17 protein-coding genes are annotated in these 18382 nt (G+C 46.9%); 8 read left to right on the forward strand and 9 right to left on the reverse strand.

Annotated elements, in window-relative coordinates:
* The 5 genes from KO533_RS17665 to hemC all read right to left on the reverse strand — a co-directional run.
* A partial coding sequence (locus KO533_RS17665) for a retention module-containing protein (RefSeq protein WP_219255416.1) occupies window positions 1-1509 on the reverse strand: 1509 nt, incomplete at its 3' end.
* A gap of 433 nt (window positions 1510-1942) precedes the next feature.
* Window positions 1943-3109 carry a heme biosynthesis HemY N-terminal domain-containing protein gene (locus tag KO533_RS17670; RefSeq protein WP_219255418.1) on the reverse strand — a complete coding sequence of 389 codons (1167 nt, stop codon included), beginning with the start codon at window positions 3107-3109 and terminating at the stop codon, window positions 1943-1945.
* Window positions 3106-4287, reverse strand: a complete 1182-nt coding sequence (locus KO533_RS17675; protein ID WP_219255420.1) for a uroporphyrinogen-III C-methyltransferase — start codon at window positions 4285-4287, stop codon at window positions 3106-3108. The genes KO533_RS17670 and KO533_RS17675 overlap by 4 nt, the downstream gene beginning before the upstream one ends.
* A 60-nt stretch (window positions 4288-4347) precedes the next feature.
* Window positions 4348-5088, reverse strand: a complete 741-nt coding sequence (locus KO533_RS17680; RefSeq protein WP_219255422.1) for a uroporphyrinogen-III synthase — start codon at window positions 5086-5088, stop codon at window positions 4348-4350.
* 4 nt (window positions 5089-5092) lie between these two features.
* Window positions 5093-6025, reverse strand: coding sequence for a hydroxymethylbilane synthase (gene hemC, locus KO533_RS17685; protein WP_105250441.1), 933 nt, complete (start codon window positions 6023-6025; stop codon window positions 5093-5095).
* Window positions 6026-6227: 202 nt separating this feature from the next.
* Between hemC and KO533_RS17690 the strand changes: the two genes are divergently transcribed.
* Entirely contained in the window at window positions 6228-8639 is a 2412-nt protein-coding gene (locus KO533_RS17690; RefSeq protein ID WP_219255424.1) for a class I adenylate cyclase, read from the forward strand.
* Between the two features lie 83 nt (window positions 8640-8722).
* Here the strand turns inward: KO533_RS17690 and cyaY are convergent, their stop codons facing one another.
* Window positions 8723-9052: an iron donor protein CyaY gene (cyaY, locus tag KO533_RS17695; protein WP_105250439.1), complete on the reverse strand. Its 330-nt coding sequence runs from the start codon at window positions 9050-9052 to the stop codon at window positions 8723-8725.
* A gap of 79 nt (window positions 9053-9131) precedes the next feature.
* Between cyaY and KO533_RS17700 the strand changes: the two genes are divergently transcribed.
* The 7 genes from KO533_RS17700 to KO533_RS17730 all read left to right on the forward strand — a co-directional run bounded on the left by KO533_RS17700 (window position 9132) and on the right by KO533_RS17730 (window position 14556).
* Window positions 9132-9323: a lipoprotein gene (locus KO533_RS17700; protein ID WP_173496190.1), complete on the forward strand. Its 192-nt coding sequence runs from the start codon at window positions 9132-9134 to the stop codon at window positions 9321-9323.
* A 57-nt stretch (window positions 9324-9380) separates the two neighbouring features.
* Window positions 9381-10625, forward strand: coding sequence for a diaminopimelate decarboxylase (lysA, locus tag KO533_RS17705; RefSeq protein ID WP_168825915.1), 1245 nt, complete (start codon window positions 9381-9383; stop codon window positions 10623-10625).
* A 76-nt stretch (window positions 10626-10701) separates the two neighbouring features.
* On the forward strand, window positions 10702-11529 hold the full coding sequence (dapF, locus tag KO533_RS17710) for a diaminopimelate epimerase (RefSeq protein ID WP_105250436.1): 828 nt from the start codon (window positions 10702-10704) through the stop codon (window positions 11527-11529).
* The gene (locus KO533_RS17715) at window positions 11526-12155 is read left to right on the forward strand and encodes a DUF484 family protein (protein WP_131523371.1); all 630 of its coding nucleotides are present in this window, start codon (window positions 11526-11528) and stop codon (window positions 12153-12155) included. The genes dapF and KO533_RS17715 overlap by 4 nt, the downstream gene beginning before the upstream one ends.
* Window positions 12156-12212: 57 nt before the next feature.
* Window positions 12213-13133, forward strand: a complete 921-nt coding sequence (gene xerC, locus KO533_RS17720; RefSeq protein WP_131523372.1) for a tyrosine recombinase XerC — start codon at window positions 12213-12215, stop codon at window positions 13131-13133.
* Window positions 13133-13864, forward strand: coding sequence for an HAD-IA family hydrolase (locus tag KO533_RS17725; protein WP_113940844.1), 732 nt, complete (start codon window positions 13133-13135; stop codon window positions 13862-13864). Before xerC ends, KO533_RS17725 begins: the two co-directional genes overlap by 1 nt.
* Window positions 13865-13977: 113 nt before the next feature.
* Complete coding sequence (locus KO533_RS17730) at window positions 13978-14556, forward strand: HupE/UreJ family protein (protein ID WP_113940843.1); 579 nt, start codon at window positions 13978-13980, stop codon at window positions 14554-14556.
* A 29-nt stretch (window positions 14557-14585) separates the two neighbouring features.
* On the opposite strand, the gene KO533_RS17735 is transcribed toward KO533_RS17730, so the two are convergent.
* The 3 genes from KO533_RS17735 to flhA all read right to left on the reverse strand — a co-directional run bounded on the left by KO533_RS17735 (window position 14586) and on the right by flhA (window position 18376).
* Window positions 14586-15089, reverse strand: a complete 504-nt coding sequence (locus tag KO533_RS17735; RefSeq protein ID WP_105250431.1) for an ATP-binding protein — start codon at window positions 15087-15089, stop codon at window positions 14586-14588.
* Between the two features lie 132 nt (window positions 15090-15221).
* Window positions 15222-15977 carry an iron-sulfur cluster repair di-iron protein gene (gene ric, locus KO533_RS17740; RefSeq protein ID WP_219255426.1) on the reverse strand — a complete coding sequence of 252 codons (756 nt, stop codon included), beginning with the start codon at window positions 15975-15977 and terminating at the stop codon, window positions 15222-15224.
* Window positions 15978-16294: 317 nt separating this feature from the next.
* Window positions 16295-18376 carry a flagellar biosynthesis protein FlhA gene (gene flhA / locus KO533_RS17745; protein WP_113940840.1) on the reverse strand — a complete coding sequence of 694 codons (2082 nt, stop codon included), beginning with the start codon at window positions 18374-18376 and terminating at the stop codon, window positions 16295-16297.
* Window positions 18377-18382 lie beyond the last annotated feature (6 nt).

Here is an 18382-nt window from a genome sequence, read left to right on the forward strand (position 1 = left end):
GTCGACGTCGGTGACGGTTAAGGTGCCGGCCACCGTTTGTACTGTGCCTGGCAGGGTGTCGGAATCGCCGTCTTCGGTGACGGTGCCGGCATCGCTGTCGCCGTTACCGACGGTGATGTCAGCGGGATCGTCGACAGGGTTAACATTAATGGTTAGTGTTGCTGTTGAACCAGTGTTAGTGGTGTAGGTAATGACAGGTACTTGGCCATTCCAGTTTGCATTAGGCGTAAAGGTGTAAGAGCCATCGGTATTGATGACTAAGCTGCCGCCTTCAAGTTCAACGGTGGTGCCCGCAGTAACAGTATCGCCGTTCACGGTGAAGCTAACGACCGATAAGGTGTTATCCACATCGCTGTCATTGGTGAGCACGTTACCGGTGGCAACGGTATCTTCATCAACGGTATTGGTGTCGTTGGCTAATACAGAAGCATCATCAACCGGGGTCACATTAATGGTTAATGTGGCTGTTGAGCCAGTGTTAGTGGTGTAGGTGATGACTGGTACTTGGCCATTCCAGTTTGCATTCGGCGTGAAGGTGTAAGAGCCATTGGCATTGATGACTAAGCTGCCGCCTTCCAAGGAAATGGTGGTGCCAGCGGTAACAGTATCGCCGTTCACGGTGAAGCTGACAACGGAAAGGGTGCTGTCGATATCGGAATCATTATCAAGCACATTGCCAGTTGCTGCAGTGTCTTCTGCAACTGTGGCGCTGTCATTTGCAAGGATGGAAGGATCATCGACAGGGCTGATATTAATGGTTAGCGTTGCAGTTGAGCCCGTGTTGGTTGTGTAGGTAATGACAGGTACTTGGCCATTCCAGTTTTCATTCGGCGTGAAGGTGTAAGAGCCGTCGGTATTTAAAACTAAAACGCCGCCTTCGAGAGTCACTTCTGTGCCTGCTGCGTAGGTGGTACCGCTGATTTCGAAGCTCACAACACTTAGAGTGGAATCCACATCAGTGTCGTTATCGAGCACATTGCCAGTCGCTACAGTATCTTCATTGGAAGTGTTGCTGTCATTAGCCAGTGCTGAAGGTGAGTCTGCTGCAATGGTGAATTGTGGAATATTAACCGTCGTTCCAGTCAGTGCTTGGCCGCTTGTTGAGTAGCCTGAAGCTGCAATGGTTTCTGTGCCGCTACGGGCTAGAGTGACATAGCCCGAGTTACCATCACTGCCTGGTGTGTTACCTGCTGCGGTTTCTGGTAGGTTCTGAGTTGGGTCTTCACCGGATGCAATAAGATCTTGTAATGCTTGAATTTCATCTAGGGCTGCTTCGTTAGCCGTGCCAGAGGCTGCTGCAGTAGTTTCGCTGGGCGCGACTTCATTTGATAGCTTAGTGCCATCATCGAAGGTAATTTCATAGGTTGCGTTTTCGCCAATATGGAGCACAGCACCTTTAGGGAGTTGTTCGCCATCCTTAGCGGGTTGATTTGAACCATCAACTTCGACATTGATTTGCCCTTTTACTAACTTAAGCAAACCTTTCTTTGATGTAATTACCGATCCCATAGTAAGCTCCCAACAGCCAAAGTGTGTTAATCCATAGACGCACAAGTCCAACAAATATGTCGCACTGTGATACAAGTGGTGGAATTTTAGCTAACGAAACGACTTAAGTCAATTTTTTGACGCGCTTGTGTTGCCTGCTCTTATGCGGTTTTACGGATCTTAATACGCAAAAGTGACAATTTTTAGACCTGTAACTAGATGTAGTAGCTATATCTATAAAAAGGGCCGTATTTAGTACTTTTTAACTCTAAGATTAAGCATAGTTATAAGAAATTAATCTGGATTGGGAGAGTGGTTTTTACGGAAAAGAAGCGACACGATCTAGTTTTTAACATTTTTGGCAAGTTAAGTGGGTTTTAATATGCCAGCATTGGCAAGTGCCGTGATCTTTCGTTACTCAAATCACGGCGACTAGGTTGCAGGCATTGTAGAACTACAGATTAACCGCCTGACGATAACTTTGATTTGCGTTACCTTGTTCGCCTAACTGTTCTTGAATCCGCGCAAGCGCCAACCAAGAGGCTTTTGTGGGTTCGAGTCGGCAAACATTTTGCCAGCAGGTTCTGGCTTCTTTCATATCCCGTGTTTGCTGATAAAGTTTAGCTAAGCACATCTGGTAGTCGGCATTATTCTCATGGGTGATTTCATGCTTGAGTAACTGCTTACGGATTTCCGTATCTTGGGCTGTCGTTATTTCTGGAATGACTTCTAAAAGTGCAGATTCAGGAGCAGTACGTAATTTTTTCGAGAGTAGCTTCAGCGCTTGCTCTTTGCGATTAAAGCGGCATAAACCCACAGCATAAATCGCCAAAAACTCAGACTGATTGCGCTCACTACGAGATAACCACTGCCAGCATTGTTCTAAGGCTTCTTCGCCTTTAATGGTTGCGGCTTTGAGTAAAGCGCAGTGAGTGATTACATTGAGTTCATTTAGCTGGGTGTCATCTTGGATCTGGCGTTTCTTCAAAATAGGTAATAATAGCTTGAGCGCATCCCAATCCTCTTGCGCTCGATATAACTCGAGGGCGAGTTTGAGTACCGGTGCTTTGCTCTTACTTGTGGGGGCTAATTTATCGAGCTCGGCGCGGGCTAAAGCTAACTCTCCTTGTTTTAACAGATATCGAGTACGCGTGGTTGCGACGGCATTCGCGGCCAGCGGTTGTGTTGCTGCACGGTCAAGATATTGATCACGCTCTGCTATTTTCTGTTGGTACTGGGCAGCACGAGCCGCTGCAAGTAAATTAAGTGCAGGGAGTTCGCCATTGTCGGCGCCTTTTATCATAGCGCGTTCTGCTGCTGGCCAATCTTCTTCTGCCAGAGCCAATGCACCCATTAAGGTATGCTTTTTCGCGGAGCGACGGCGCCAGTGGCGAGGAATAAAACGGCTACGCAGCATGAGATTAATGGCGCTAATCACCAACCATTCTAGTACTTGGAACATGGCATAAAATACAATTAAGGCAATGATCCCAAAGACTAAACTGGTCTCAACCTGGTAGTCACCTGCCGCAATGTATACATAACCTGTGTTGCCCACCAACCAAGGGCTAATGCAGAGCCCTATTAGTATTATCCCTAAGAAAATTAGTATCTTGATCATAATGGCACATCCTCTGATGAGGTCAGCTCACCATAGCTTGTCAGCTGTAATAGCAGAGGTTTTGCGGCAAAGGATTTCAGAGTAATAGGATCAAGTTCTAATGTCGCCAATTTATCGATTTTGGCGATGGCTTCAGCAGTGCTGTGATCTTGAGTATCAAAATAGGTTTGAATCCACTTACGCACCATCATTAATGATTGGTGATAAGCGGCTCTGTCGTAGCGGTATAAAGCAAGTTGAGATTGCAGCAGTTTATGACGAATGTTTTCAACCAGATACCACTGTTGCTCAGGAGCAAGTAAAGCGGGTGCATCGGCGGTTCTATGGCGTATGGTGATAAAGTCTTGGGTTAACGCTTTCCACGTCTTCCCTAAGTTGCTCTGCCAGTCATTTAAATCGCCAGTAATGTTTGTATCTTCAGGGGCATCGGTTTCTGCATCGGTGCGATTAAGTGGCAGCTTATCGAGTTGCTCAATTAAGGCATCGAGGGCTAATACACTACCATCAATATCTGTGGTTTTAATACTTGCAGTCGCGGCGATATCTTTTGCCAGAGCTTTACGAATAGGTAGCAAAGCGGGATTGTTCATGGCGGCGATGGTTTCATCCGCCGACTTTAATAGATCGGTGGCGGTGCGGGGATCTTTTTCTAACCAAAGTTTACGGCCCGCCATGTTTACTAGATATTCGGCTTCTGACGCCATCCAATGCGTTGGACTGCGCTGGGCAAGTTTATTGATCCTGTCCTGCAGTTGATTTTGGTCTTCTGCCAATTTTGTTAATTCTTGATAGGTCTTAGCATCATTCAGTTGTTGCTGTTCAAGCTGGCCAATACGTTGATTGGGTTGTAGCAGGGCTTGCTGTAATTGATCCTGCAGGGCGATATTTTTCGCATTCTGCGCTAGCAGTTGCTGTTGCATCTGTTGGTACAGCATAAAACCACCGCCAAGGGTGCAAGCAGTTAAACCCAGCGCTAATAACACTCCAAAGCGAATCGCCCATGAACTTCTATTGGGTACTGCTGTTTGACTCGGCGTGCTTGAAGGTGTGGCTTTGGCTGTTTGGGATTCAGAAGATGGCGCTGAAGTTACGGGCGTGTCATCAGTCGTTATTGATGGTTCAATAATAGAGGTAGCCTGTAATTCAGGGCTCTTTGCGTCGTGCTTGTTGTTATCCATTTAACAGTCCTTGAAAACATGCTACTGCCGAAATTCGAGTTAAATCGGGCTAAATAGCGCTTAGAGTTTAAGGGCGTTTAGCACGGCTTTGCTGTTGGCGGCATTGGCATTGGTGACTTGGGTTATACCAAAGGCGTGAGCTTGAGCTTCTACTCGGTTACTTGGGACTATGATATGACATGAGCGCAGCCATGCAAATAACTCTTTTGGCACTAGATTAATCAGGTTATCCAGTACTTCACCGCTGGTGACGACAATAGTGTCGATGCCAAACTCTTGCCATTGTTGTGCGATCTGTTGTCCATTGAGTGGTGGACAAGCCCGTTGATATACTTCCCAATAGCGCACTGTTGCCCCGCGCTCAGCCAGTCGTTCAGCTAAGGCTTCACGGCCACCAACGCCACGTATGATCGTAATCTGCTTACCTTTAATATCTTGCAAAGGCGCGAGCGTGAGTAGACCTTCGGTCTGCTGACAATCATCTGGGGCTTCGAGGGCTTTAATGCCGAGTTGATTTAATGCTTCCCAAGTCGCATGACCTACGGCGAAATATTGAGCTTGAGGCCAGCCTTTTATTCGAGAATGAGCGGTTGTTAAGGCATAGTCGGCAAAGCTGACTGCATTAGCGCTGATACAGATAATCATATCGGCGTGTGCCAGTGGGTGCGAGTTATTCGTTGTGATGGGCGGCGTTGCTTCGACACACAGTAGAGGTGTAACCCAATGGCTAATGCCTTGCTGATTCAAGGCATCGATCATGGACTGATTGCGCCCTTCTGGGCGCGTCAGTAAGACTTTCATCGACTTAGGCTTTAGCGTAAACAGCGTCGAGTATGCTTTTTGCGCCTTTGCTCAATAGCTCTTCGGCAAGGGCAACCCCTAATTGCGTGGCGTCGGTTTTTGGACCTGTGATCACGCCTTCGATGATTTCACTACCATCAGGGTTACCGACTAGGCCGCGTAATGTCATCTCATCACCATTGATTTCGGCAAATGCGCCAATCGGCACTTGGCATCCACCTTCTAGGCGCGTGTTCATCGCGCGCTCGGCAATCACACGGTAGCGCGTTTCTAAATGTTCTAATGGTGCCAGTAGGGCCTTAACGCGTTCGTCATTGGTGCGACATTCGATACCCACAGCACCTTGGCCGTTGGCGGGCAAGGATTCTTCAGCAGAGATAAAGCTAGCAATCCGCTCAGACAATTTCAGGCGAATTAAGCCAGCAGCGGCAAGAATAATGGCATCGTATTCGCCGTTATCAAGTTTAGCTAAACGAGTGCCTACGTTACCGCGTAAATCTTTGATAATAAGGTCAGGGCGTGATGCGCGCAGTTGGCATTGACGACGTAGGCTCGAGGTGCCCACAGTTGCGCCTAATGGTAATTCGCTGATCGTTTTATATAAATTCGATACAAAGGCATCGCGGGGATCTTCGCGCTCGCAAATGACTTCAAGGCCTAAGCCTTCGGGGAAGTCGACGGGTACGTCTTTCATTGAATGCACCGCGATATCGGCAAGATCGTCTAACATGGCGACTTCAAGCTCTTTGACGAACAAACCTTTACCGCCCACTTTGGCTAGCGGCGTATCTAAGATAACGTCGCCTTTAGTGCTCATTGGCAGCAATTCCACCACAATACCGGGGTGAATGCGTTCTAATTCGGCTTTAACAAATTCAGCTTGCCACATGGCCAGCGGACTCTTGCGGGTTGCGATACGTATGCGGTTCTCAGACATGCCTAGTTTCCATCAAAGATCTTAGTTGCGCCAATGCTAACATTGGCAAATCGTTTATGTAAGGAAGCCGTATCGATTCTTTGAAGTTGGCGATGTTCTAGATACCGTGAAAGTGTGACGGGCTTCACGTTTAGTTGCTCGAGTTTGTAAAAGTGTTAACATGAGCACATTTCCCATAAGTGCTTAAGTGTTGTGTTTTTGAATGGATCGGCAAATACAGTTTCCTGATATAGCAGAAAGACTTAATAAGGTACGTATTGCACGCGCCCTAGCTTTGCTATCGCCGCTACAAAAACACTTATTCCATTTGATCCCTTTTTTAATTCACCAGAACGGTGTTCAGTATCCTGGCTATCATGCCGCCAATACGCCCTGTGGAATTAACGAGTATCAGGTTGGTGAGACTGAGTCCCAGGCCTGCGATGTGTTCTCGCTGCCTTTTACTACTCAAGAAGCGGATATCAATGCCTTTGAAGGCGTTTATGCGATGGGGAGTACTGGCAGTTTTGGCCAAAATGCCAAGAGCGATGTCGATGTTTGGTTAGTACATAGGGCTGATCTGTGTTCTGAGGATTTGGCGCTAATCAAGATTAAAGCGACTCGATTGACTGCTTGGTTTGCCGAGTATCAGTTTGAGGTGAATTTTTACTTAGTTCATCCGCAGCAGTTTTGTGGCGGTAAAGCCGTTCGTGGATGTCAATCAGCAATGGCCCATGAGCATAGCGGTAGTATGCAACATTGGTTATTACTTGAAGAGTTTTATCGCAGTCAAATTCGTTTGGCGGGTAAAACGATTGCATGGTGGCCTGACGCTAAACTCAATCCTGCGCTCTTGTCCCTAGGCGATGTACATGAATTACCTGCGAGTGAGTACTTTGGTGCTTCGTTATGGCAGCTCTACAAGGGCTTAGAAAAGCCCCATAAGGCGCTGATTAAAGTATTGCTACTCGAGGCTTATGCCAGTGATTATCCCCATTCAACTCTGCTTTGTGATCACTTATGGCAGAAAACGCTCGCCGGTGATTTTTCGACGTCGAATGATGCCTATTACTCTATCTATGAGATTATCGAAACCTATTTACTTAAGCAGAATGATACTCGCCGACTAGAGATAGTGCGGCGCTGCTTCTATTTAAAATGTGGCGTGCACTTGAGTCGAACCCAAGAGGGCAAAGATTGGCGTTATCCTAAACTGCAAAAGCTGGTGCAGGATTGGCAATGGCCAGATAGTCTGATTAGCACTTTAGACAATTGTGAACATTGGCATAGTGGCCAGCTCAATTGGTTTAACGAGCAACTGAATGAACTGTTATTAGCGAGCTACCAAACCTTATTACGCTTCGCATCGACACATGAGTTAAATGAAGGTTTGCGGATTGAAGATTTGGGAATGCTGACTCGCAAGTTGCATACCTATTTTAGTCAAGATGAAGACCAAATCGCTAAGCTGAATCTGCTGTGGAGTGCTTCAGTCGCTGAGTCCGAAGTGACTATGGTCTCAAGCTCCCGCGAGCGTCAATATTATTTGTATCGACAAGGGCCTCAGCCACAAAATTTGTTAGGCGAGTCTGCAATATGCAAGGGAAAAACCCCTTCAGCCTTAATGATTTGGGCATGTTTAAATGGGATCTCGACGCCGAGTACTCAATGGCATGAATATGGTCAGAGTAAGGCAAAGTCGAAACGGCTTACCGAAGCTTCTAAGCGGTTACTGAATTTTATCGACCACGATTGGCGTGTATCTAAACGTGACTTATGCCAGCCATGGCATTTTCGTAAGCTGATTTTCGTGCTCAATCTGGATTGCGATCCCACCATTGAATGGCAAGGACAGGAAATGATGGTCGATGTGATGAATGCGAACGTGTTCTCACTCGGGCGTAAAAAAGCCAATATGCTTGGTGCGTTAGATGCGATTTGCTTGAATAGTTGGGGTGAATGGCAGTGTCATCGCTTCGAAGGCGATACGGCGGTATTGCAAGCCTTAGCCTTTGTGACGCCGGGGCTAAGACGAGCCAGTTTACCTGTGGATATGGATGTGATCAGCTGTTCACAGAAGTTACGCCCACAGCTTAAATTAGCAGTGAAAAATCTACTAAAACAAACCATGCGTTTGTGCCAACAAGTGCAGCAATCCAGCACCTTAGTGCAGCCACTCCAGATAAGTTGTACTCGCTATGGGATCTTTTTTAATCCTTTAGGTATGGCTTATCAGGACTTGAGCGATGCCAAGTCATTTTATCAACAGTTATCCCGCAGTCATCTTGTACTATTGCCGCGGCCTGAATTAGGTGACGATCCCTTTTCGAGTATGCCGAAAGTGGTCCAAAACTATGCGGCTAAAGGCGCGATTCAGTATTTTCTACGCCAACGGGTCGATAACTTGGATGTATTTATCCTCGATGAGGAAAATCAACTAAGCCATTACGTGCAGGCGGGATCAAACATGGCCGAGTTGGTAAATAAAGTGAGCCATCACTATGTGTTCGATGAGCATTATGCTTCACGGGCCCGGTTTAATATTCCGCAATTTTTCCATTTAGTGCGGGTAGCCGGAGAGTTAACGGTGGCGCCTTTCGGTATCGATGTTAGCGATCAAGACACTGAGTTTTAGCTGGTTTTTAACATAAATAATGGGAGCCAAGGCTCCCATTATTGTTTTGTACTATTACGGTTTTGCACTACGACAGGCTTAGATTAGAAGCTAAGCTTAATGCCGCCTTGGCGCTCGATAGACTCTTGCACGAATGGCATAAATTCGCCGCCATTTCGTCCGTCCATCCATTTACCTTCAACAAAACCAAAGTGATATCCACCAAAGCGTGTGGCGACCCAAATCTCATGCAAAGGTTCTTGCTTGTTGATCACAATCTTAGAGCCATCAACAAATTCTAATTGCAATACGTTGCCACTGGCATCGATATCAAGATCGGCATCTTGCTCATCAATCGCAGTTTCAATCGCATTTTCTATGGCTTGGAACATGTCATCGGCGAGCTGGTGAAATTCTGTATCTGTCATGGCCATGCATTTCTGTCCTTTGCTTTCGTCAAGATGGGTGCGATTATAAGGCCATTAGTCACCAGATGCACAGATGTTGAGAAAAATGAGACTGTTTTTATTGTTATTGCTTGGTAGCCTATTCATTACTGCATGCGGCCAGAAGGGCCCCCTCTATCGATCTCCGGCCACAGAGGTGAATCAGCCTAAAAAGGTTGAGGCATCTAAACCTGATCCTGAAGTAGAAGAGATTAAAACCGAAATTCGAGCCATCGAAGTACAAAAAACACAACAATAATAGCAGCTATAACTATCATCACTATCGCAGCGATAAAGCGCAGTAAGGAATCAGACATTGGATCACTTTCTCTACCAACAAAATGCCCTGCACGCCGAAGGCTGCCAGGTCGCCGACTTAGCTCAAACCTATGGCACGCCGCTGTATATCTATTCCCGCGCCACGCTAGAGCGCCATTGGCATGCCTTTAATAATGCCGTGGCAGATCATCCACATTTGATTTGTTACGCGGTTAAAGCTAATTCGAACTTGGCCGTACTGAATGTGCTGGCACGTTTAGGCAGTGGTTTTGATATCGTTTCGGGTGGTGAGTTAGCAAGAGTGATTGAAGCGGGCGGCGATCCCGCCAAAGTGGTGTTCTCTGGCGTGGGTAAAACTGCGGCCGAAATGGAACAGGCACTTAATCTGGGAATTTATTGCTTTAACGTCGAGTCGAGCGCCGAGCTTGAGCAGTTAAATTTGGTCGCAGGTCGTTTAGGTAAAGTGGCGCCAGTTTCCTTGCGAGTCAATCCCGATGTGGATGCGGGTACTCACCCCTATATTTCGACTGGTCTTAAAGAAAATAAATTCGGTATCGCTATGGATGAGGCCGAAACCGTCTTCGCCCGTGCCCATGCTTTGCCACATTTAAAAGTGAAAGGTGTCGATTGCCATATCGGTTCGCAATTGACAGAAATTCAACCTTTCCTCGATGCAATGGATCGTATGCTAGCGTTGATCGATCGTCTGGCTGAACAAGGTATCGTCATTGAGCATTTTGATGTGGGTGGCGGTTTAGGTGTGACCTATGATGCTGAAACTCCGCCGCATCCTGATGTGTATGCCGCAGCCATATTGGCGCGTATGGGCGACCGTCAACTGAAGCTAATCTTCGAGCCGGGCCGTGCGATTGCCGCCAATGCAGGGATTTTTGTTACTCAGGTGCTGTATTTGAAAGAAAACAGCGACAAGCGTTTTGCGATTGTCGATGGCGCGATGAATGACTTAATTCGCCCAGCACTTTACAGCGCATGGCAAAATATTATCCCAGTCGTGCCAAGGGACTCTGAGGCCTATGAGTTTGATATTGTTGGTCCAGTGTGCGAAACCGGTGACTTTTTAGGTAAAGATCGCAAGCTGGCTTTAGTGGCTGGGGATTTACTTGCTGTGCGTTCGAGTGGTGCCTATGGTTTTGCGATGGCCTCTAACTACAACACGCGTCCTCGTGCGGCCGAAGTCATGGTCGATGGTGAGCACGCTTTCTTAGTGCGTGAGCGAGAAAAATTGTCTCAGCTCTGGCAAGGTGAGCAACTCCTGCCGTAAACTAGAAAAATTATATTGATTCAGGCGCTTGGTTTCATACTTAATGAGCGGCGCCTCGGCTTAAAGGATAAGTATCTTGATCCAATTCACTAAGATGCACGGACTGGGTAACGATTTTATGGTGGTCGATGGGGTCACGCAGAACGTGTTCTTTTCGCCTGAGCAGATCCGCCGTTTAGCCGACCGTAACTTTGGCATAGGTTTCGATCAATTACTGTTGGTTGAGCCGCCCTATGATCCCGATTTAGATTTTCATTATCGCATCTTCAATGCCGATGGTACTGAAGTCGAACAATGCGGTAATGGCGCCCGCTGTTTTGCCCGCTTTGTACGCAATAAAGGATTGACCAATAAGAGTAAAATCCGTGTTAGCACTTCATCAGGTAAGATGACTCTGCGTTTAGAGCGAGATGGCACCGTTACCGTGAATATGGGCGTGCCTATTCTTGAACCAAGTCTAATCCCCTTTAAAGCCAAGAAAGCCGAAAAAACCTATTTACTGCAAACACCACTGCAAACCTTTTTATGTGGCGCGGCTTCTATGGGCAATCCCCATTGTGTGCTCGACGTTGAAGATGTGGCGAGCGCCGCTGTTGCTGAAATTGGTGCCATGCTCACTAAGCATGAGCGCTTTCCCCGTGGTGTGAATGTGGGATTTATGCAAGTAGTGGATTCGGGCCACATTAAGCTGCGGGTGTATGAACGTGGTGCGGCCGAAACTTTGGCCTGTGGCACTGGCGCGTGTGCGGCCGTGGTTGTAGGTCAAGTGCAAGGGAAGCTCGGCCAGCAAGTGCGGGTGGATTTACCCGGCGGTACTTTAACCATCAACTGGGAAGGTGAGGGGAAACCTTTGTGGATGACGGGCCCAGCGCAACACGTTTATGATGGACAAATTCAGTTATGACAGAGCCCTTGATGCCGCAGACGAATGTGCCCTTTGATGAGTTGATTATTCGCGAGTATCTGCTGGATAATCCTGATTTTTTCAATCGCTATCCTGAGCTATTGCTGGCAATGCGTCTGCCCCATCTGGAGCGCGGCGCTATCTCTTTAGTGGAACGTCGTCAAGAAATGCTGCGCCAGCGAGTCAGCCAGTTGGAAGAAGAGATCACCAGTCTGTTAACGATGGCAGCGCGCAACGAGAAAATTTACCAATTCAATACTGAGTTATCCTTCCAGCTACTGAATTGTGCCGATCTAGTGTCACTCAAAGAAGTGTTGGCCGATAGTTTGAAATTACAGTTTAATTTCAGTCATGTGCGTTTGATCAGCGTGCTCGATGCCGATATGAAGGCAATATGGGATCAAAGACTGCATAAAGGTCACTATTTTGGTCGGCTAACGCAACAAGAGGCTAAACGCCTATTTGGTAGCGAAGTGGGATCGGTGGCACTGACTAAATTGTCGGAAGACAACCCGGTGATTTTTGCCATTGCTAGCCAAGATGTCACCCATTTTCATCCTGATATGGATAACATGCTGCTGGAACAGTTGCGGCGTTTACTGGCGCATATGCTTGCTAAGCTGTAACAGCCGTAGAGCGATTTTGTTCATCCAAGGCTTGGCAAAACCCATGAGGAAACCGATATGAGTACGCAAACAGGCGAAGTGTCGGCATTAAATACTCAATGGTTACAAACCTTTGAACGTTATCTGAGTACCGAGCGACAGTTGTCTGCCCATACAGTACGTAATTACCTTTATGAGCTTAATCGCGGTAGCGATCTCTTGCCCGAAGGCGTGCATTTACTCAATGTGAGCCGCGAGCATTGGCAGCAAGTATTAGCCAAATTGCACCGCAAAGGTTTAAGCCCGCGATCGCTTTCTCTGTGTTTATCAGCGGTAAAACAATGGGGTGAATTTTTGCTGCGCGAAGGCGTGATTGAGCTTAATCCCGCCAAAGGCTTAAGTGCCCCCAAACAGACCAAACCTCTGCCGAAGAATATCGATGTCGATGCTATCAGTCACTTGCTGGACATTGAAGGTACAGATCCGCTGAGTCTGCGTGATAAAGCCATGATGGAATTGTTTTATTCCAGTGGGTTACGTTTAGCGGAACTTGCCGCGCTCAATTTATCCAGTGTGCAATACGATTTGAAAGAAGTGCGAGTCTTAGGTAAAGGTAATAAGGAGCGTATCGTCCCAGTCGGTCGTTTAGCGATTACTGCGCTGCAGAATTGGCTCAATTGCCGAAAGCAGATCCCCTGTGAAGATAACGCCTTATTTGTGACTGAAAAAGGCAAACGACTTTCCCATCGCAGTATTCAGGCGCGCATGGCTAAATGGGGTCAAGAGCAGGCATTATCGGTGCGAGTACATCCCCATAAGCTGCGTCATTCCTTTGCCACTCACATGTTAGAAGCGAGCGCCGACTTGCGGGCGGTGCAAGAATTATTGGGTCATGCGAACCTAGCGACCACACAAATTTATACCAGTTTGGATTTCCAACACTTAGCTAAGGTGTATGATAACGCCCATCCTAGAGCGAAAAAAACACAGGATAAATAATGCGTTGCTATCTTAGACCTCAACATATTCAAGCGATCAGTTTCGATCTCGACGATACCCTGTACGACAATCTGCCGCATATTTTAAATGCCGAAGCTGAGCTGGCGACGTTTTTGTTGCAGACTTATCCATTATCGCAGGCGTGGCAACCCCATGATTGGCGCAGGCTAAAACTGCAACTTTTGCAGCAAAATCGTGAGCTCGCCCACGACACTAGCGCAGCCCGTTTAGCTACGCTTCGCCAAGGCCTAATACAGCTAGGGTATTCGGCGACTGAAGCCGAACGCGGCGCCGAGCAAGGATTAGCATGCTTTTATTTTTACCGCAGTCATTTCCAAGTGTCTGACGAAGTGCTCTTATTACTTAAGCGCTTATCGCAGCATTTTAGATTAGTCGGGATCACCAATGGCAATGTGGATGCCGAGCGGATTGGTTTAGGTGATGCCTTCGAGTTTGTGTTGCATCCAGGTAATGGCGTGCATATGAAACCCGCTAAAGACATGTTCGAATTGGCCTGCTCGCGGTTAAAGATTGCACCGCAACATTTACTGCATGTTGGCGACAGTATGAATGCCGACGTTCGTGGTGCTCGGTTGGCGGGGTGCCAGTCTGTGTGGCTAAATCCCAGTTTTGGTCGAGTCGATTCCTTACCGATAGCCGCCTTGTTGCCCCATTTAGAAATAGCCTCCCTCGACGCTTTGACAAAAGTATTGGCTATCGACGCAAACTAACTTAGCGTGCATTTTTAATCTGTATCTTTGGGTGATTGAGATCAAGGTTTGCCGGCCAAATTTGCACTAAAGTTAAGTTTTATATCACTAAAGTCACTGACTAAGGCTATTTTATGGCGCGTATCGGGTTGTTATTACTGCTCTCTTTATGTTGGATCGCGCCGGTATCGGCCCATGAGATCCATTCAGGTGGCGGTTTCATGTCGGGTTTTAATCATCCCGTATTGGGCTTCGATCACTTGCTGGCTATGTTGAGTGTGGGCATGTTGAGCACCCAGCTCGGTGGCCGCGCGATTTGGACTGTCCCCTTAGCATTTGTCACCTTTATGTTAGTGGGCGGGATTTTAGGTTTATATGCGATTGCCGTTCCCTTTGTTGAAATTGGTATCGCCCTTTCTGTATTGTTGCTCGGCCTTGCCATCGCTTTTGATCGCCAAATCCCATTGTTATTCGCCATGGCCTTTGTGGGCGTATTCGCGATTTTTCATGGTCACGCCCACGGCGCTGAAATGCCAGAATTAGCAAGTCCGGTCTTGTATGCCCTAGGGTTTTTATTTGGTACAGCAGTCATCCATTTAGGCGGCGTAATGATAGGCCTTGGAATGCAGCGGATGACAGGGCAACGCAATTTAATGCGCGTTACTGGCGTGGCGATTGCGGCCATGGGCGGCTATCTATTAGCAGGTTTTTAACGTAATAACAGGATATTAGATTTACTGGATTAACGCGCCTTGAGTTGCTTCATGCAAAGATGGGCGCGGCGCAGCAGTAGATTGACCTGCCGACGGCTCGCATGCATGTCGGCATCTCCCACCCTAAAATAACTCCCAGTGTAAGGATCGCTGCCGACGTAGATAGGTTTTAGCTGCTCAGGCGCCAGCGGTACGCGGATACGAATGAGTTTTTTGTTCATAATTTCAATAATCTGTACATCTGAAATCGCTAAAAGATTGTGACTCGTGCGACTCGGGTCATCGAGGATTTCCCAAAATTCTTGTAAAACAGGAAGCGGATTGGGAATGCCTTCAATACTGAAATGGCCACGCTCTTCCCGCACACCTAGGATGATTTCACCACCCAAAGTGTTGGCAAAAGAGCTATAAGTAGCCCAAATGTCTTCGGGTAATTGACCTTGGCCATCGCGGCCACCTGCGAGTTTAAATTCTACTTGGGCCGATTCGTGCAAATTGGCAATATCATCGAGTGCAAATGATTGAAATGTCATGGCAGCTTATCCGTCAGCGACACATGACTTGTTGTAGCACGTCAACAATTGAAAGGCCAGACTTAGGTCTGGCCTCAAGGTTAAGCGGAAAATCTGTAATTTGGAGCCGCTACGGGATAAACATTTAATCAATTATTGAGTCAGACCCAATGCCTTAGGAAAAAGAATATTGTTTTCTAAGTGAATATGCTGATGTAAGTCCGCCTCAAATTCCGCCAGAGTGGCATAACAAACACGCCATGTAGTGCACGCATATTCAGGTGGTGTGAAGTCGTTAGTGAGCTCGTGTAATTTTTGCAAAATCAAACCGACTTCTTCATGCTCATGTTGCATCGCATTGATGGGGTTGCCAATATGGCCAAAGCAAGCCTCAACCTGCTCTCCATGACTCATGGCGCGGATCGCCGGAAACAGTATTTTTTCTTCCTTCATTAAATGTGGCATTAAGTCTTCAACTAAGGCTCGTACCCAACCCGCAAAGGGAACGATTTCGGCATAGTGCTCACCGTGAGCGCGAATCATCTTTTCGGAATATTCGACTAATAAAGGGGCTTTTTCGCGCACGTATTGATGGTGCGTTGATTCTATATATTCGATAATTTGATCTAAGGGTAATTGATTTAATTCATCTTCTTTGCTACCGGTAAGTGTTGCGGCATTCAGCGCAGCAACCACTTTTGCGGGATCTACATCTGCACGCTCACAGGCGACCGCCAGTGATTTACCCCCGCCACAACAAAAATCGATACCAAATTGACTAAACACATGTGCGCGGCGAAAGTCTTCTGCCACTAGTTCACCTATTTTTCGTTCTAGCCAATGATTGTGTTGAGAATTAAACCCATGGGGTGGGAGTTGTGCATCTTTTGAGACAGAAGTAGCAGACATGAGTAGCTCCAGAGCAGCAATAAATTTACATTCATATTATTTGCATCTTTTAATTGTGGCAACTAAACCCGACTAAAATACTCAGTATTTGCTGATGATGTCACAGTTAGACGAGCGAAATATCTCTTTAAGGAGTAGAAGGGTATTGCTTTGATTGGAAATGAGATTGGAGCTGTGAGTTATCAATATTCTATAGGAGGTATGCAGTTGTGTTTTGCTGAGAGGCTTAATTTGTTGTGATGAGCGATGCAGTTAAGTTAGAGAGAGGTGTGTTGCACCTCTCTCAGCGGGTCTTGCTAAGCTACTGTGAGTAATGATTACCCTAGTTGTCCCGCAATCATAAGTTCTTTTGTTTCAGGGACTTCATTATAGGATAAAACATGAAGTCCGCGGGCGAAGGCTAATGCGTATCGCGCGAGGAAAGGCCTGAGTTGTGGAGAAACAAGTAGGATAGGGTTATAGCCTTTCTCTTTTGTCTCCGCGAGTAATTGGGGCATTCTTTGTTGTAGCTGCGCCAGTAGATTAGGTTCGATAGGGAAGCTATCCAACGCAACTCGGCCCTGTTGCTGCGATTGATTTAACGCTGTCATTAAGGTTTGTTCTAATTCTGCGGTCAGCGTAAGTACATTCAACTGCGGACTGCTGCCTGCGATTTGATGCAAAATACTATTGCGTAAAGCGCAGCGCACATCGGCGGCGAGTAGAACGGGATCTTTGGTTTGCTCGCTGCATTCCAGCAAGGTCGTTGCTATGGTGCGTATGTCTTTTAGCGGCACTTGCTCTTTGAGTAACAAGCGGAAAACTTTGAGTAACTGAATGGGGGTTAAACAGGTACTGAGTGATTCCGCTAGTTTGGGGGCTTGCTTACTGAGCCTGTCAGTTAATTGCATAATATCATCATGTTGCAATAATTCAGGCAGTGATTCGCGCAATAACTTACTGACATGAGTGGCAATGATTGTCGCATTATCGACGACCGAATAACCTAAATTGAGTGCTTTGGCTTTTAGTTCAGGCGTAATCCAAATCGCATCCATTTGGTAAGCGGGTTCCTTAGTTAAAATCCCATCAATTTTGCCGTACACAGGACCACTTTTTATTGCTAACAGTAGATCAGGCTCTAATTCGGCGATAGCTACTTGAGTGCCCATAAAGTTAATTTGGTATGCATGTGGTGCTAAGGCTAGATTGTCGCGCACTCTTACTTCCGATAGCAGAAATCCGATTTGTTCTGAAAGGGTACGTCTGATCCCTGTTAGGCGTTTTTGTAATTCTGCTCCTTTGGTTTTTTCGACTAGATGAACCAATCTATAGCCTAATCGTACTTCGATGATGTCGGTAAAAGGCAGGGATTCCCAGCTTGGCGCTGAAGGTTCTGTCAGGCTGGTTTCTATGAGTTCTTCAGTTTTCTCTTCAGTAAAGGAGGCCTTATTCTGGTTTTGTTTCCACGCAGCAAAGCCTAGTAGTATTGCAAAAGATAAAAATACCAGTGCTGGCATGCCTGGGGTGATACCGAGAATCGCCATCACAATGGCTGCAGTGGCTAAGGTTCTAGGGTTAGCCAGTAACTGTCGACTCAATTGGGTCGGCATTTCTTCTGCATCGGATACCCTAGTCACAATAATTGCGGCAGCAGTGGCGAGTAGTAATGATGGAATTTGTGCAACTAGGCCATCACCAATGGTTAATAACGCATAGGTTTTAAAGGCTTCTGTTGTACTCAGATCATGCATAAAGATGCCTATGCTGATCCCGCCAATAATGTTGATTGCTAAGATCAAGAGTCCTGCGATGGCATCTCCTCTCACAAATTTTGAGGCTCCATCCATGGAACCATAAAAGTCTGCTTCTCTGGCGACATCTTGGCGACGTAGGCTGGCTTGTTCGTGTGTGAGTGTGCCGGCATTTAGATCGGCATCGATCGCCATCTGTTTACCCGGTAGAGCATCCAATGTAAATCGCGCCGATACCTCAGAGATCCGCTCGCCACCCTTAGTGATTACAACAAAGTTAATAATCATTAGAATTAAGAAGATAACAGCACCGACGACATAGTTTCCGCCAATGACGACTTCACCAAAGGCTTGGATCACTTTACCCGCAGCATCGCCTCCTTCATGACCTTCAATGAGTACTACGCGCGTCGATGCAACGTTTAAGGTCAAACGCATTAAGGTCGCAAGGAGCAATAAGGTTGGGAATACAGAAAACTCTAATGGTCGCCGGATCGAGACGCTCACCAGCAGCACCATGACGGCAAGGACTATGTTAAATGTAAACAAAATGTCAAGTAGCCATGCAGGCAGCGGTAAAATCACCATTGCCAGAATAGCGAGCAGCATGACTGGAATGCCGATATAGCTGTAATTTCCTGAAAAGGTGCGAGAAAGCCAATTCATAGGTTA

Source organism: Shewanella sp. NKUCC05_KAH (assembly GCF_019345585.1).
Lineage (GTDB): Bacteria > Pseudomonadota > Gammaproteobacteria > Enterobacterales > Shewanellaceae > Shewanella > Shewanella oncorhynchi.

Coding starts and splice junctions, on each gene's coding strand:
- ric (WP_219255426.1), bottom strand. CDS start 15,977: ATGTCTGCTACTTCTGTCTCAAAAGATGCACAACTCCCACCCCATGGG.
- KO533_RS17725 (WP_113940844.1), top strand. CDS start 13,133: ATGCGTTGCTATCTTAGACCTCAACATATTCAAGCGATCAGTTTCGAT.
- xerC (WP_131523372.1), top strand. CDS start 12,213: ATGAGTACGCAAACAGGCGAAGTGTCGGCATTAAATACTCAATGGTTA.
- KO533_RS17670 (WP_219255418.1), bottom strand. CDS start 3,109: ATGATCAAGATACTAATTTTCTTAGGGATAATACTAATAGGGCTCTGC.
- KO533_RS17735 (WP_105250431.1), bottom strand. CDS start 15,089: ATGACATTTCAATCATTTGCACTCGATGATATTGCCAATTTGCACGAA.
- KO533_RS17730 (WP_113940843.1), top strand. CDS start 13,978: ATGGCGCGTATCGGGTTGTTATTACTGCTCTCTTTATGTTGGATCGCG.
- KO533_RS17680 (WP_219255422.1), bottom strand. CDS start 5,088: ATGAAAGTCTTACTGACGCGCCCAGAAGGGCGCAATCAGTCCATGATC.
- hemC (WP_105250441.1), bottom strand. CDS start 6,025: ATGTCTGAGAACCGCATACGTATCGCAACCCGCAAGAGTCCGCTGGCC.
- KO533_RS17715 (WP_131523371.1), top strand. CDS start 11,526: ATGACAGAGCCCTTGATGCCGCAGACGAATGTGCCCTTTGATGAGTTG.
- KO533_RS17700 (WP_173496190.1), top strand. CDS start 9,132: ATGAGACTGTTTTTATTGTTATTGCTTGGTAGCCTATTCATTACTGCA.
- KO533_RS17690 (WP_219255424.1), top strand. CDS start 6,228: ATGGATCGGCAAATACAGTTTCCTGATATAGCAGAAAGACTTAATAAG.
- cyaY (WP_105250439.1), bottom strand. CDS start 9,052: ATGGCCATGACAGATACAGAATTTCACCAGCTCGCCGATGACATGTTC.
- KO533_RS17675 (WP_219255420.1), bottom strand. CDS start 4,287: ATGGATAACAACAAGCACGACGCAAAGAGCCCTGAATTACAGGCTACC.
- flhA (WP_113940840.1), bottom strand. CDS start 18,376: ATGAATTGGCTTTCTCGCACCTTTTCAGGAAATTACAGCTATATCGGC.